This is a genomic window from Pseudomonas sp. SO81, from assembly GCF_030374125.1.
Lineage (GTDB): Bacteria > Pseudomonadota > Gammaproteobacteria > Pseudomonadales > Pseudomonadaceae > Aquipseudomonas.
Map to the genome: position 1 here is coordinate 13,619 of NZ_CP126126.1, position 14,536 is coordinate 28,154.

General features: G+C 66.3%; 11 protein-coding genes. 3 read left to right on the forward strand and 8 right to left on the reverse strand.

What is annotated here, in order from left to right; genetic code table 11:
* Positions 1-188 precede the first annotated feature (188 nt).
* The 3 genes from OH686_RS00075 to OH686_RS00085 all read left to right on the forward strand — a co-directional run bounded on the left by OH686_RS00075 (position 189) and on the right by OH686_RS00085 (position 4,469).
* Entirely contained in the window at positions 189-1,508 is a 1,320-nt protein-coding gene (locus OH686_RS00075) for a Na+/H+ antiporter family protein (protein WP_137973374.1), read from the forward strand.
* A gap of 93 nt (positions 1,509-1,601) precedes the next feature.
* Positions 1,602-3,284: a methyl-accepting chemotaxis protein CtpM gene (gene ctpM / locus OH686_RS00080; protein ID WP_502942762.1), complete on the forward strand. Its 1,683-nt coding sequence runs from the start codon at positions 1,602-1,604 to the stop codon at positions 3,282-3,284.
* A 123-nt stretch (positions 3,285-3,407) separates the two neighbouring features.
* Positions 3,408-4,469: an AI-2E family transporter gene (locus OH686_RS00085; RefSeq protein WP_289535562.1), complete on the forward strand. Its 1,062-nt coding sequence runs from the start codon at positions 3,408-3,410 to the stop codon at positions 4,467-4,469.
* Between the two features lie 52 nt (positions 4,470-4,521).
* Here OH686_RS00085 and nuoN read toward each other — a convergent pair whose 3' ends face one another.
* The 8 genes from nuoN to nuoG are packed head-to-tail and all read right to left on the reverse strand — an operon-like array spanning position 4,522 to position 14,484.
* The gene (gene nuoN, locus OH686_RS00090) at positions 4,522-6,000 is read right to left on the reverse strand and encodes an NADH-quinone oxidoreductase subunit NuoN (RefSeq protein ID WP_289535564.1); all 1,479 of its coding nucleotides are present in this window, start codon (positions 5,998-6,000) and stop codon (positions 4,522-4,524) included.
* Between the two features lie 9 nt (positions 6,001-6,009).
* A complete protein-coding gene (gene nuoM / locus OH686_RS00095; RefSeq protein ID WP_137973371.1) occupies positions 6,010-7,539 on the reverse strand; it encodes an NADH-quinone oxidoreductase subunit M in 1,530 nt (509 codons plus the stop codon).
* Between the two features lie 13 nt (positions 7,540-7,552).
* Positions 7,553-9,403, reverse strand: a complete 1,851-nt coding sequence (gene nuoL / locus OH686_RS00100; protein WP_289535567.1) for an NADH-quinone oxidoreductase subunit L — start codon at positions 9,401-9,403, stop codon at positions 7,553-7,555.
* Complete coding sequence (gene nuoK / locus OH686_RS00105; RefSeq protein ID WP_043311287.1) at positions 9,400-9,708, reverse strand: NADH-quinone oxidoreductase subunit NuoK; 309 nt, start codon at positions 9,706-9,708, stop codon at positions 9,400-9,402. The genes nuoL and nuoK overlap by 4 nt, the downstream gene beginning before the upstream one ends.
* The gene (gene nuoJ / locus OH686_RS00110) at positions 9,705-10,214 is read right to left on the reverse strand and encodes an NADH-quinone oxidoreductase subunit J (protein WP_289535570.1); all 510 of its coding nucleotides are present in this window, start codon (positions 10,212-10,214) and stop codon (positions 9,705-9,707) included. Before nuoJ ends, nuoK begins: the two co-directional genes overlap by 4 nt.
* Before the next feature lie 10 nt (positions 10,215-10,224).
* On the reverse strand, positions 10,225-10,773 hold the full coding sequence (gene nuoI, locus OH686_RS00115) for an NADH-quinone oxidoreductase subunit NuoI (protein WP_043311290.1): 549 nt from the start codon (positions 10,771-10,773) through the stop codon (positions 10,225-10,227).
* 13 nt (positions 10,774-10,786) lie between these two features.
* Positions 10,787-11,779 carry an NADH-quinone oxidoreductase subunit NuoH gene (nuoH, locus tag OH686_RS00120; RefSeq protein WP_137973369.1) on the reverse strand — a complete coding sequence of 331 codons (993 nt, stop codon included), beginning with the start codon at positions 11,777-11,779 and terminating at the stop codon, positions 10,787-10,789.
* Positions 11,776-14,484, reverse strand: coding sequence for an NADH-quinone oxidoreductase subunit NuoG (gene nuoG, locus OH686_RS00125; protein WP_289535572.1), 2,709 nt, complete (start codon positions 14,482-14,484; stop codon positions 11,776-11,778). The genes nuoH and nuoG overlap by 4 nt, the downstream gene beginning before the upstream one ends.
* Between the last annotated feature and the right edge of the window lie 52 nt (positions 14,485-14,536).

Genomic DNA, 14,536 nt, shown 5'->3' on the forward strand with positions numbered 1-14,536 from the left:
ATCGATTTAATGAGCCACTTGAGCTTTTTCGATGAAGCTTCTGAATTACAGGCAAGAATTGTGCTCAGCCCTCGGCTTTCCACGCATCGCCTGCGTTTTGACAGAGCCTGACCGATCGGGCAGAGTTCGCGCCCTTTCCCGGGCGCGACGCGTGTCGGGTAGCCTCTTTATCGTAGTTGGAGCTCCTCATGAACGCAGTCGTTGCCGCGGTCGGCATCATGCTGATCCTCAGTCTCTGCCGGGTGCATGTGGTCATCGCGCTGATCGCCGGCGCCCTGGCCGGCGGCCTGATCGGTGGGCTGGACCTGCAGGCCAGCCTGGCCGCCTTCAACAAGGGTCTCGGCGGCGGTGCCAACGTGGCGCTGTCCTACGCGCTGCTCGGCGCCTTCGCCGTGGCCATCTCCAAGTCCGGCCTGGCCCATGCCCTGGCGGACAAGGCGCTGGCCATGGTCGGCCGCCAGCAGGAGCGTGGCGGCGATCTGGTGGGGTGGCTGCTGATCGGCCTGCTGCTGGTGGTGTCGGTGTCGTCGCAGAACATCCTGCCGATCCACATCGCCTTCATTCCGCTGCTGGTCCCGCCGCTGCTCTATGTGATGGCGCGCCTGCGCATGGACCGCCGCCTGGTGGCCTGCGTCATCACCTTCGGCCTGATCACACCCTACATCTTCCTGCCGGTGGGCTTCGGCAACATCTATCTGAACGAGATCCTGCTGGCCAGCGTGCGCAAGGGCGGCGTGGATACCGCCGGCGTCAGCGTCACTCAGGCCATGCTGCTGCCGGCCCTGGGCATGCTCTGCGGCCTGCTGGTGGCAGTGTTCCTCAGCTACCGTGGCAAGCGCGACTACGACATCCAGCGCATCGAGCAGGTGGAGAAGGTGGCGGTGCAGTACAACCCCTACAGCCTGCTGGTGGCCGGCGTGGCAGTGGCCGCCGCCTTCGCCGTGCAGCTGTGGCTGGACTCGATGATCATCGGTGCCCTGGTGGGCTTCGTGATCTTCTCGGTGTCCGGCGTGGTGCGCTGGCGCGAGGCCGATGACCTGTTCACCGAAGGCATGAAGATGATGGCCATGATGGGCTTCATCATGATCGCCGCCGACGGCTTCGCCGAGGTGATGCGCGCCACCGGCGAGATCGACAGCCTGGTGGGCTCGGCTTCCCACTGGATCGGCCACAGCCAGGCCATCGGCGCGCTGATGATGCTGCTGATCGGCCTGCTGGTGACCACCGGCATCGGCTCGTCCTTCTCCAGCGTGCCGATCGTCGCGGCGATCTTCGTGCCGCTGTGCGTGCAGCTCGGCTTCAGCCCGCTGGCCATCGTGTGCATCGTCGGCACCGCCGGCGCCCTGGGCGATGCCGGCTCGCCGGTGTCCGACTCGACCCTGGGCCCGACCGCCGGGCTGAACGCCGACGGCCAGCACGACCATATCTGGGACACCGTGGTGCCGACCTTCCTGCACTACAACCTGCCGCTGCTGGCGTTTGGCTGGATCGCCGCGATGGTGCTGTAATAACTGCAGACATGACTTCAGGCTGAAACGGGGTTGCCGATAACACGGCAACCCCGTTTTGCTTTCTGCGGATCTGCCCAAAAGGAAGGGATCATGCGTCTTACCCTGAAAACCAAAGTGCTGCTGCTGGCCCTGGTGCCGGTCATTCTGTTCGCCCTGGTGCTGAGCGGCGCGGCGGCGAAGATCCTCGACGACCTGGCCGAGGACGAAGTCGCGCAGACCCGCGAGCGCCTGGTGGAGGAAAACCGCCAGGAGCTGAAGAACTACATGCAGATCGCCCTCGGCTCGGTGCAGAGCCTGTACGACGGCGCTGCCCAGGGCGATATGGCCAGTCGCGAGCAGGCCATCGCCATCCTGTCCAAGATCAAGTATGGCAAGGACGGCTACTTCTTCGGCCACGACTCCAGCGTGGTGCGCCTGTTCCGTGGCGACAGCCCGGTGGACGTGGGCAAGAACCTGTCCGAGCGCAAGGATCCCAACGGCGTCTACGTCAACCGCGAACTGGTGCGGGTGGCCAAGGACGGCTCCAACTACGTGGAGTACAGCTCGCCGCTGCCCACCGACGAGAGCGTGCTGGTACCCAAGCTGGCGTACAGCTACTACCTGCCGAAGTGGGACCTGGCGCTGGGCACCGCCGTCAACCTGGACGGCGTCGCGGCCGAGGTGGCCGAGGTCGAGGCGTCCATCCAGGAGCGCGTCGGCACCATCCTCACCAGCATCCTGGTGATCGCCGCGGTGATGCTGCTGGTGTTCGGCGTGGCCGGCCTGGCCCTGAGCAACGCCTTCCTGCGCCCCCTGCAGCTGATCAAGGAAAACCTGGACGACATCGCCGCCGGTGAAGGCGACCTGACCCGCCGCCTGCCGGTGGCCGGCGACGACGAGCTGGGCCAGCTGGCCGGCTCGTTCAACCGATTCGTCGAGAAGATCCACGGCCTGGTGCGGCAGATCGCCGAGATGACCACCCAGCTGACCGGCCTGGTCGGTGAGGTGGCGGCCCAGGCGCAGCGCTCCGAGCAGGCCATGGAGCGCCAGCGCCACGAGACCGACCAGGTGGCCACGGCGATCAACGAAATGTCCGCCGCCGCCCACGAGGTGGCCAAGAGTGCCCAGGGCGCTGCCGAGGCCGCGCAGCAGACCGATCACGAGGGCCAGGCGGCGAAGAAGGTGGTCGACGGCAGCATCAGCCGCATCCACGCCCTGGTCGGCGACATCCGTGAGAGCGGCCAGTCGCTGGACAGCCTGCAGCAGGACGTGCAGTCCATCGTCAGCGTGCTCGGCGTGATCCGCTCCATCGCCGAGCAGACCAACCTGCTGGCGCTCAACGCGGCCATCGAGGCGGCCCGGGCCGGCGAGGCCGGACGCGGCTTCGCCGTGGTGGCCGACGAGGTGCGCGCGCTGGCCAGTCGCACCCAGCAGAGCACCCAGGAAATCCAGGGCATGATCGACCGCCTGCAGCAGGGCACCCAGGCCTCGGTCACCGCCATGCGCCGCTCCAGCGATGCCGGCGAGATCACCAGCGAGCAGGCCAACCAGGCCGGCTCCTCGCTGGATGCCATCGCCGGGCTGATCGGCACCATCAACGCGATGAACGCGCAGATCGCCAGCGCCGCCGAGGAGCAGACCGCTGTGGCCGAGGAGATCAACCGCAGCGTGCACCAGATCGCCGCGGCCGTGGACAGCGTGGCGGATGAGACCCGCCACGGCGCCGCCACCGCGCGCAGCCTGTCCGACCTGGGTGAGCGCCTGGGCAGCCTGGTGCGGCAGTTCCGCATCTGAGGCCCGTGCTGTGAAAGAAGGCGCTGCGGCGCCTTTTTTCATGGCCGCGCCAGGGCAAAAAGGCCGCACTTTGCCGTCACGTTGGGGGACTAAGCAGGAACAGCCCTGTCAGGCGGTCGCCCAATGCCTTCTTCGCGCGTCGAACACAAAGCCTTTCTCGCCCTGCTGGTGGCGGTGACCCTGGCCTTCGCCTGGATCCTCCTGCCGTTCTATGGCGCGCTGTTCTGGGCCGTGGTGCTGGCCGTGCTGTTCGCCCCGCTGCAGCGGCGCCTGGCCCTGCGTATCGGCGGGCGCGGCAACCTGTCGGCGCTGATCACCTTGTGCGTGTGCCTGCTGGTGGCGATCCTGCCGGTGATCGTCATCACCCTGATGCTGGTGAACGAGGGGGCGGCGGTGTACCAGCGCATCGAGGCCGGCGAGCTGGATGTCGGTGCCTTCGTCGCCCAGGGCAAGGACATGCTGCCGCAGGCCATCCAGCGCCAGCTCGACCGCCTCGGCCTGGGCAATTTCGACGGCCTGCGCGACCGCGTCGCCCGCGGCGCGCTGGAGGGCAGTCAGTTCCTGGCGACCAAGGCGTTCGCCATCGGCCAGAACACCTTCGAGTTCGTGGTCGGCTTCTTCGTCATGCTCTACCTGCTGTATTTCTTCCTGCGCGATGGCCCGGAGCTGGTGCGCACCGTGCGCAGCGCCGTGCCGCTGGCCGAGGGCCTCAAGCGTCGCCTGCAGATCAAGTTCACCCGGGTGGTGCGCGCCACGGTGAAGGGCAATATCGCCGTGGCGGTGGTGCAGGGCGCGCTGGGCGGGTTGATCTTCTGGGTCTTGGGCATCAGCAGCCCACTGCTGTGGGGCGTGCTGATGGCCTTCCTGTCGCTGCTGCCGGCGGTGGGCTGCGGGCTGGTATGGGGGCCGGTGGCGTTCTATCTGCTGGCGCGCGGCGAGCTGTGGCAGGGCGTGACGCTGATCCTGTTCGGCGTGCTGGTGATCGGTTTGGTGGACAACCTGCTGCGGCCGATCCTGGTGGGCAAGGACACGCGCATGCCGGACTACGTGGTGCTGATCTCCACCCTCGGCGGGCTGACCCTGTTCGGTCTCAACGGCTTCGTCATCGGCCCGCTGATCGCCGCGCTGTTCATCGCCAGCTGGGACCTGTACCGCAACGGCAGCCAGACGCCCCGGTTGCCCTGAATCGCAGGCAGAAAAAACCCGGCCAGCGCCGGGTTTTTCATTGCCGCTGACCTCAGTGGGCCACGGCCACCAGGCCGGCGTGCTGCACCAGTTCCAGCAGTGGCTGCGGATAGACGCCGAGGAAGAAGGCGAGCAGGGCAACGAACAGCAGCATGACGCCGCCGGCGCGCTGGCCCCAGTTGAACGGCGCATCGTGGCGCTTGAGGTTGGGCTCCTGCAGGAACAGGGTGACCATCACTCGCAGGTAGTAGAACACGCCGATGGCGCTGCCCAGAATCAGCGCGCCGAGCAGCCACCACTGTTGCGACTGCACGCCGGTGGCGACCACGTAGAACTTGCCGATGAAGCCGGCGGTCAGCGGGATACCGGCCAGGGACAGCATCATCACGGTGAGCACGGCGGTCAGGTACGGACGGCGCCAGAACAGGCCGCGGTACTCGTACAGGGCGTCGGCGTCACGGCCGCTGTAGGGCGTGGACATCAGGGTGATCACGCCGAACGCGCCCAGGCTGGTCAGCACGTAGGTAGCCAGGTACACGCCGATGGCTTCCTCGGCCAGGCCCTTGCTGGCGATCAGGGCGATCAGCAGGTAGCCGAAGTGGGCGATCGACGAGTAGCCGAGCAGGCGCTTGAGGTTGCTCTGCAGCAGGGCCAGCAGGTTACCGAACAGGATCGAGGCGATGGCTAGCACGGTCAGCAGCTCGTTCAGCCAGCCACCGGCGGCTACCGGAGAGATCTGGTACAGGCGCAGCAGCACGGCGAACACCGCCACCTTGCTGGCGGTAGCCAGGAAGGCGGCGACCGGAGCCGGCGCGCCCTCGTAGACGTCCGGGGTCCACAGGTGGAAGGGCACCAGCGACAGCTTGAAGGCCAGGCCGATCAGCATCATGCCGAAGCCGGCCTGGGCGATCAGGCTCGGCAGGCCGTCGGCGGCCAGCTTGGCGCCGATGCCGGCGAAGCTCAGGCTGCCGGATTCGGCGTAGAGCAGGGCCATGCCGAACAGCAGGAAGGCCGAGCCGGCGGCGGACAGCACCATGTACTTGATGCCGGCTTCCAGCGAACGCTTGTTGAAGAAGGCATAGGCGATCATGCCGTAGGTCGGTACCGACAGCAGCTCCAGACCGATGAACAGGCCGGCCAGATGCTGCGCGCTGACCAGCACCAGGCCGCCGGCGGCGGACAGCAGCATCAGCAGGTACAGCTCTTCGCGGTTGCCCGGGTAGCCCAGCTTGCCCGATTCACCGCCCAGGTAGGCGTGGATCAGGGTGGTGCAGGCCAGCGTGGCGGCCAGCACCAGCGCCATGTAGTAGCAGGCGAACTTGTCCACCAGCAGCAGCGGGGTGACCTGGATCGGCGTCACGCTCACGGCCGGGATCACCGACAGCAGGGCCAGGTTGAGGCCCAGCACGGAGAGGATGAAGGTCCAGGCGTGGTTGCGCTTCCAGGCGATGGCCAGCATCACCACCACGACGGTGGCGCTGGTGACCAGCAGCGGCAGTAGCGCGATGAAGTGTTGAGTCGTCAGTTCCATAGCGCTTGATTACCGGACCGAGGCGAGTTGAGTGAGGGCACCGCTGAACCACTGCTGCACGCCTTGCATGCTGGCGGCGGAGGTGTCGAGCACCGGTTGCGGGTAGACGCCGAGGAGGATCAGCAGCACGGCCAGGCCCAGCACCATGTACAGCTCGCGGGCCTTCAGGGCCTGCAGCGGAGCATCGGACTTGGCCGGGCCGAAGTAGGCGCGGTGGATCATCGCCAGCGAGTACACCGAGCCCAGCACCAGCCCGCAGGCGGCCAGCACGACGACCCACGGCGCGGCCGGGAAGCTGCCGATCAGGATCAGGAACTCACCGACGAAGTTGCCGGTACCCGGCAGGCCGAGGGCGGCAGCGGCGAAGAACAGGCTCACCGCCGGCAGCCACGGCAGGCGTGCCCAGATGCCGCCCATCTCGCGCATGTCGCGGGTGTGCAGGCGCTCGTAGAGCTGGCCGCAGAGGATGAACAGCGCGGCGGCGGACAGGCCGTGGGCCATCATCTGCACCACCGCGCCCTGCAGGGCGACCTGGCTGCCGGAGTAGATGGCGATCAGCACGAAGCCCATGTGCGAGACGCTGGAGTAGGCCACCAGGCGCTTGATATCGGTCTGGGCGAACGACAGGAAGGCGCCGTAAGCGATGGCGAACACGCCGAGCCACATGGCGATCGGCGCGAACTCGGCCGAGGCGTTGGGGAACAGCGGCAGGGCGAAGCGCATCAGGCCGTAGGCAGCGGTCTTCAGCAGGATGCCGGCGAGGTCAACGGAGCCGGCGGTCGGCGCCTGGGCGTGGGCATCCGGCAGCCAGGAGTGCACCGGCACCACCGGGAACTTCACGGCGAAGGCGGCGAAGAAACCGAGCATCAGCAGGTACTCGGTACCGGCCGGCAGGTCGGTCTTCAGCAGGTCGGCGTAGTTGAAGGTCAGCACGCCGGTGGCGTTGTAGTTGATCAGCACCAGGGCGAGGATCGCCACCAGCATGATCAGACCGCTGGCCTGGGTGAAGATGAAGAACTTGGTGGCGGCGTTGATCCGCGAGTGCCCCTTGCTGCCGCTGTGACCCCAGAGCGCGATGAGGAAGTACATCGGCACCAGCATCATTTCCCAGAAGAAGAAGAACAGGAACAGGTCGATGGCGAGGAACACGCCGACCACGCCGCCGAGGATCCACATCAGGTTGAGGTGGAAGAAGCCGACGCGGTTCTGGATCTCGTTCCACGAGCACAGCACGGACAGCACGCCGAGCAGGCCGGTGAGGCAGATCATCAGCACCGACAGGCCGTCGAGGCCGAGGTGGATGCTGATGCCGAGACGCTCGATCCACTGCACCTTGAACTCGGCAGCCCAGACCGGATCGGCGCCGGGGGCAGGGGCCAGGCTGAAGTCGGCGGTGGCCCACAGCCACAGGCTGAGGCCGAACAGCAGACTCATGGTCAGCAGGGCGATCCAGCGCGGCAGGGTGTTGCCGAGGCGATCGCCCTGCCAGCACAGCAGGCCGCCGATGAAGGGAATCAGGATTAGCCAGGGGAGAATCATCAGGCTGTTTTCCTTAACTCAGAAAAATGAGGACGGCGAGTACCAGCACGGCACCCCCGGCAATCGAAGTGGCGTACCAGCGCACCTGACCGGTCTGGGCACGGGCCAGCAGACCGTTGCCACCACGGGCCAGACGCGGCACCAGGCCGATGCTCTGGTCGATCGGGTCACGGCCGAGCAGGCGGCAGATCAGCAGGTAGGGCTGCACGAAGACCTTGTCGTAGAGCCAGTCGAAGCCCCAGGCGGCGAACCACCAGGCCGACAGGAAGCGGCCCGGCGCGCTGGCGGCAACGGCGCTGGCGAAGCGGCGCTGGCCGAGGAACAGCAGAGCGGCGAGGAGGATACCCGCCAGGGCGATGGCGCCCGAGGCGATCTCCAGGCCGTGCTTGGCCTCACCACCGGCATGGCCGATGCTCTGCGGCAGCACACCGTGCAGCGGCGGGGTGATCAGCGCGCCGACGAAGGTCGACAGCACGATCAGGGTGGCCAGCGGCAGGTTGTGGGCGATGCCGTGACCGGCATGGGCCTCGGTCTTCTGCTCGCCGTGGAAGGCGATGAAGATCAGGCGGAAGGTGTAGATCGAGGTCAGGAAGGCACCGGCCAGACCTGCGTACAGCAGCTCGCTGTGACCGCTGGCGAAGGCCTCCCAGAGAATCTCGTCCTTCGAGTAGAAGCCCGCGGTAACCAGCGGCAGCGCCGCCAGGGCCGCGCCGCCGACGATGAAGCTGGCGTAGGCCAGCGGCAGCTTCTTCCACAGACCGCCCATCTTGAAGATGTTCTGCTCGTGGTGGCAGGCGTGGATCACCGCACCGGAGGCGAGGAACAGCAGGGCCTTGAAGAAGGCGTGGGTCATCAGGTGGAAGATCGCCGCGTCCCAGGCCTGCACGCCGAGGGCGAGGAACATGTAGCCGATCTGGCTCATGGTCGAGTAGGCGAGGATGCGCTTGATGTCGGTCTGTACCAGGGCGGCGAAGCCGGCCAGCACCAGGGTCACGGCGCCGACGATGCCGACCAGTTCGAGAATCTCCGGGGTCAGCAGGAACAGGCCGTGGGTACGGGCGATCAGGTACACGCCCGCGGTCACCATGGTGGCCGCGTGGATCAGTGCCGAGACCGGAGTCGGGCCCGCCATCGCGTCGGCCAGCCAGGTCTGCAGCGGCAGCTGGGCGGATTTGCCCACGGCGCCGCCGAGCAGCATCAGGGTGGCGACCCACAGCCAGGTATCACCGGCCACGTACTTCTGCGGTGCCAGCACCATCAGCTCCTGGATATTCAAGGTGCCGAGGTTCAGGAACAGGATGAACAGACCGATCATCAGGAACACATCGCCGATACGGGTAACGATGAATGCCTTGAGCGCCGCGTTACCGTTGGGGACGTGCTTGTAGTAGAAGCCGATCAGCAGGTACGAGCACAGGCCCACGCCTTCCCAGCCGAAGAACAGCACCAGCAGGTTGTCGCCGAGAACCAGTAGCAACATGCTGAAGATGAACAGGTTGGTGTAGGCGAAGAAGCGCGAGTAGCCCTCTTCACCGCGCATGTACCAGCTGGCGAACAGGTGGATCAGGAAACCGACACCGGTGACCACGCCGAGCATGGTGGCCGACAGGCCGTCCAGGTGCAGGGTGAAGCTCGGCGCCAGGCCGGCGACGTTCATCCACTGCCACAGCGTCTGGGTGTACACGCCGTTGGCAGGCTCGGCACCGAGGAACTGGAACACCACCCAGGCGGCGCTCAGCGCGGCCAGGCCGACCGAGCCGACGCCGATCACGGCAGCGGTGTTTTCCGTGAGTCGTCCGCGGGAGAAGGCCAGCAGGAACCAGCCGAGCAGCGGGAAGAGGAGGGTGAGGAATAGAAGGTTCATCCGCGCATCTCGCTGGCAGCGTCGACATCGAGGGTGTTGAAGCGGCGATACAGCTGCAGCAGGATCGCCAGGCCGATACTGGCCTCGGCGGCTGCCAGGGTGATCACCAGAATGAACATCACCTGGCCGTCGGCTTGTACCCAGCGGCTGCCGGCGACGACGAAGGCGAGGGCGGTGGCGTTCATCATCACTTCCAGGCTCATCAGCACGAAGAGGATGTTACGGCGCACCATCAGGCCGATCAGGCCCAGGCTGAACAACACGGCGGCCAGCGCCAGGCCGTGTTCCAGAGGAACGGCATTCATACGGTCGGCTCCTTGGCTTCGTGGCGGCCCAGGTGGTAGGCGGCGACCAGGGCGGCGAGCAGCAGCATGGAGGCCAGCTCGACTACCAGCAGGTAGGGGCCGAACAGGCTGATGCCAACGGCCTTGGCGTCCACGGTCTCGAGACCGATGGCGCCGCCGCTCGGGCTGGCGAACAGGGCGTACAGCAGCTGGCCCAGCAGCAGCAGGGAGAGAATGGCGGGACCGGTCCAGATGCCGGGTTTCAGCCATTGTTTCTCCTGCTCGGCGGCAGCCGGGCCGAGGTTGAGCATCATCACCACGAAGACGAACAGCACCATGATGGCGCCGGCGTAGACGATGATCTCCAGGGCGCCGGCGAACGGCGCACCCAGAGCGAAGAAGGTCGAGGCCACAGCCAGCAGCGAGACGATCAGGTTGAGCAGGGCATGCACCGGGTTGGTCCCGGTGATGACCATCACAGTAGAAGCCACGGCAACGCCCGCGGCGAGGTAGAAAGCAAATTCCATCATCCCCTCCTTAGGGCAGCAGGCCTTTGACGTTGATCGGTTCGGCCTCGTTCTGCGCGGCGCCTTTCGGCTTGCCGGCGATGGCCATGCCGGCGACGCGGTAGAAGTTGTAGTCCGGGTTCTTGCCGGGGCCGCTGATCAGCAGGTCTTCCTTCTCGTACACCAGATCCTGGCGCTTGTACTCGCCCATCTCGAAGTCCGGGGTGAGCTGGATGGCGGTGGTCGGGCAGGCCTCCTCGCACAGGCCGCAGAAGATGCAGCGCGAGAAGTTGATGCGGAAGAACTCCGGGTACCAGCGACCGTCGTCGGTCTCGGCCTTCTGCAGCGAGATGCAGCCCACCGGGCAGGCCACGGCGCACAGGTTGCACGCTACGCAGCGCTCCTCACCGTCGGGATCGCGGGTCAGGACGATGCGGCCACGGTAACGCGGTGGCAGGTAAACCGGTTCTTCCGGGTATTGCAGGGTGTCACGCTTGCGGAAGCCATGGCCGAAGACCATCACCAGGCTGCGCAGCTGGGTCCAGGTGCCGTGCACCACATCCCATATGTACTTGAGCATTGCGTGTTTCTCCTTACTGGGCCGAGGCCAGCACGAGCGCGCCGGTCACCAGCAGGTTGATCAGAGTCAGCGGCAGGCAGAACTTCCAGCTGAACGCCATGACCTGGTCATACCGCGGACGCGGAATCGACGCGCGCAGCAGGATGAAGATCATGATGAAGAAGCAGGTCTTCAGGGCGAACCAGATGAAGGGGATCTGCGGCAGGATGCCGAACGGGCCGTGCCAGCCGCCGAAGAACAGGGTCACCAGCAGGGCCGAGATGGTCACTATGCCGATGTACTCGCCGACGAAGAACATGCCCCATTTCATGCCGGCATATTCGATGTGGTAACCGTCGGCCAGCTCCTGCTCCGCTTCCGGTTGGTCGAACGGGTGACGGTGAGTCACGGCGACGCCGGCGATGAAGAAGGTACAGAAGCCGAAGAACTGCGGAATGATGAACCACAGGTTTTCGGCCTGGTAGTCGACGATGTCGCGCATGTTGAACGAGCCGACCTGCGCCACCACGCCCATCAGTGCCAGGGCCAGGAACACCTCGTAAGAGATGGTCTGAGCCGAGGCCCGCAGGCTGCCGAGCAGGGCGAACTTGTTGTTGCTCGACCAGCCGGCGAACAGCACGGCGTAGACCGACAGACCGGCCATGGCGAAGAAGAACAGGATGCCGATGTTCAGGTCCGCCACACCCCAGGTCGGGGTGACCGGGATGATGGCGAAGGCCATCAGCATGGCGGCGAAGGCGATCATCGGCGCCAGCATGAAGATGAACTTGTCGGCGAACGGCGGCGTCCAGTCCTCCTTGAAGAACATCTTCAGCATGTCCGCAGCGATCTGGAACATGCCGAACGGGCCGACGCGGTTGGGACCGTAGCGGTCCTGCCACCAGCCCAGCAGGCGACGTTCGACGAAGCTCAGCAGCGCACCACAGACCACCACCACCAGCAGGATGACGATGGCCTTGAGCACCGCGATGAAGACGTCGAGCAGTTCGGGCGTCAGCCAGCTCATTGCGCGGCCTCCTGCAGTCCGGTAGCGGTGGCGCCGGCGATGGCCGCCGGGATGCCGGCGAAGCCGGCCGGCAGGCCGACCAGGCCCAGGGCCAGGTCTTCACTGACTTTCACCGGCAGGCGCAGGGCCTGGCCGGCGACGGTCAGGCTGATCAGCGCGCCGTCGTTGACGCCCAGGCGGTCGGCCTCGGCCTTGGCCAGGGCGACGTAGGCGGGCTGGATGCGCTCCTGCACCGGTGCAGCGCGCGACGAATTCTCCTCGCTGCCGAACAGGTGGTGCATTGGCACGACCTGCCAGGTGCCTTGGGCCGGGGCGAAGGCGCCCGGCACGGCGAACCAGGCCAGGGTCTTGCCCTGCGACTCGATCAGGCGCACGCCCGGATCACCGGCGCGCAGATGGCCACCGACTTCGTCCTGAAACTTGTTCCAGGCCTGCGGCGAGTTCCAGCCCGGCGACCAGGCGAACGGAATCTGCTGACGGTCTTCCTTGCTGCCCGAGTAGCCTTCCATGGAGAAGGCGAAGGCGGAGTCTTGGTCCTGCGGCTGGCGCGGCTCGTGCACGCTGATGTTGGCGCGCATGGCGGTACGGCCGCTGTAACGCAGCGGCTCACGTGCCAGCTTGAGGCCCTTGATACGGAACGAGGCGCTCGGCGCGGCGTCCGTGATCGCGGCCAGTACGGAGCTGCTGGCGGCGACGGCGGCGGTGACCTGGTCCAGTTGGGTCCAGTCCACGGCCTTGCCCTGCAGGGTGCTGTGCAGCGCGTGCATCCAGCGCCAGCCTTCGCGGACCAGGATGTTGCTGTCGTAGTAGCTCGGCTCGAACACCTGGAAGAAGCGCTGGGCGCGGCCTTCCTGGCTGACCAGGGTGCCGTCGCCTTCGGCGAAGCTGGCGGCGGACAGCACCAGGTTGGCCTTGGCGGTAGTGGCGGTTTGCTGGTGGTCGGCGACGATCACCGCCTTGGCGGCGGCCAGCGCGGCATCGACCTTGGCAGCGTCGGCGCGGCGGTACAGGTCGTTTTCCAGCACGATCACGGCGTCGGCGTTGCCTGCGGCCAGAGCTTCCAGCGCGGCGTCTACCGAGTCGCCGCCGAACAGGGCCAGGCCCATGCTGTTGGCTTCCGGTACCACCAGGCTGATGGAGGCGTTCTTCTCGCGGTTTTTCAGGGCCTGGGCGATATTCGCCGCGGCCTCGATGATGCTCTTCTCGCCCAGCGAGGCGCCGGAAACGATCAGCGGACGCTTGCCGGCCAGCAGGGCTTCGGCGATCAGCTGCACCAGTTCGGCGGCCTCGGCGTCCAGGCCGGTGACGGCCGGGGCGCTCGGGTCGATGGCGTGGGCCACGGCGAAGCCGATGCGGGCCAGGTCGGCCGGGGCAGCGTGTACGCAGGCTTCGGCCACGTCGTCGAGGCGGGTGGCGTCGACGCTGGCGATGAACAGCGGGTTCAGGGCGTCCTGGGCAACGTTCTGTACGGCGGCCATGTGCCAGTCCTGAATCTTCATCGAGGCGGCGATTTCGGTGGCCTTGCCCTTGACCGACTGGCGCAGGGCCAGGGCGACGCGCGCGGCGGTCTGGGTCAGGTCTTCACCTAGGACGAACACGGCGTCGTGGTCTTCGATCTCGCGCAGCGAGGGCACCGGCAGCGGGCCGTTCTGCAGCACGTCGCGGATCAGGCGGATGTTTTCCAGCTCGACGGCGCCGATACCGCTGTAGAAGTTGGCTTCGCCGACCAGCTCGCGCAGGGCGTAGTTGCCTTCCAGGCTGGCACGCGGCGAACCGATGCCGATCACGCGCTTGCCCTTGAGCAGCTCGGCGGCCTTGTCCAGCGCAGCGTCGATGCCCAGTTTGGCCTCGCCGAACAGCGGCTGGCGCGGGCGATCTTCACGGTTGGTGTAGCCGTAGCCGAAGCGGCCGCGGTCACACAGGAAGTAGTGGTTCACCGAGCCGTTGAAGCGGTTCTCGATGCGGCGGATTTCGCCGTAGCGCTCACCGGGGCTGATGTTGCAGCCGCTGGAGCAGCCATGGCAGATGCTCGGGGCGAACTGCATGTCCCACTTGCGGTTATAGCGCTCGGAGTGGGTCTTGTCGGTGAACACACCAGTCGGGCAGACCTCGGTGAGGTTGCCGGAGAACTCGCTCTCCAGCACGCCGTCTTCGACGCGGCCGAAGTACACGTTGTCGTGGGCGCCGTAGACGCCCAGGTCGGTGCCGCCGGCGTAGTCCTTGTAGTAGCGCACGCAGCGGTAGCAGGCGATGCAGCGGTTCATCTCGTGGGAAATGAACGGGCCGAGCTGCTGGTTCTGGTGGGTGCGCTTGGTGAAGCGATACCGGCGCTGGTTGTGGCCGGTCATCACCGTCATGTCCTGCAGGTGGCAGTGACCGCCTTCCTCGCAGACCGGGCAGTCGTGCGGGTGGTTGGTCATCAGCCACTCGACGACGCTGGCGCGGAACGCCTTGGACTCTTCGTCGTCGATGCTGATCCAGGTGTTGTCGGTCGCCGGCGTCATGCAGGACATGACGATGCGGCCGCGCTTGTCGTTTTCATCGGTGTACTGCTTCACCGCGCATTGGCGGCAGGCGCCGACGCTACCGAGCGCCGGGTGCCAGCAGAAGTAGGGGATGTCGAGCCCGAGAGACAGACAGGCCTGCAGCAGGTTGTCCGCCCCATCGACTTCGAAATCTTTGCCGTCTACGTGGATAGTGGCCATGGTTCAGGTTTCTTCTTTACCCGCCGAAGCGGGCTTGGCTAATGGAATCACG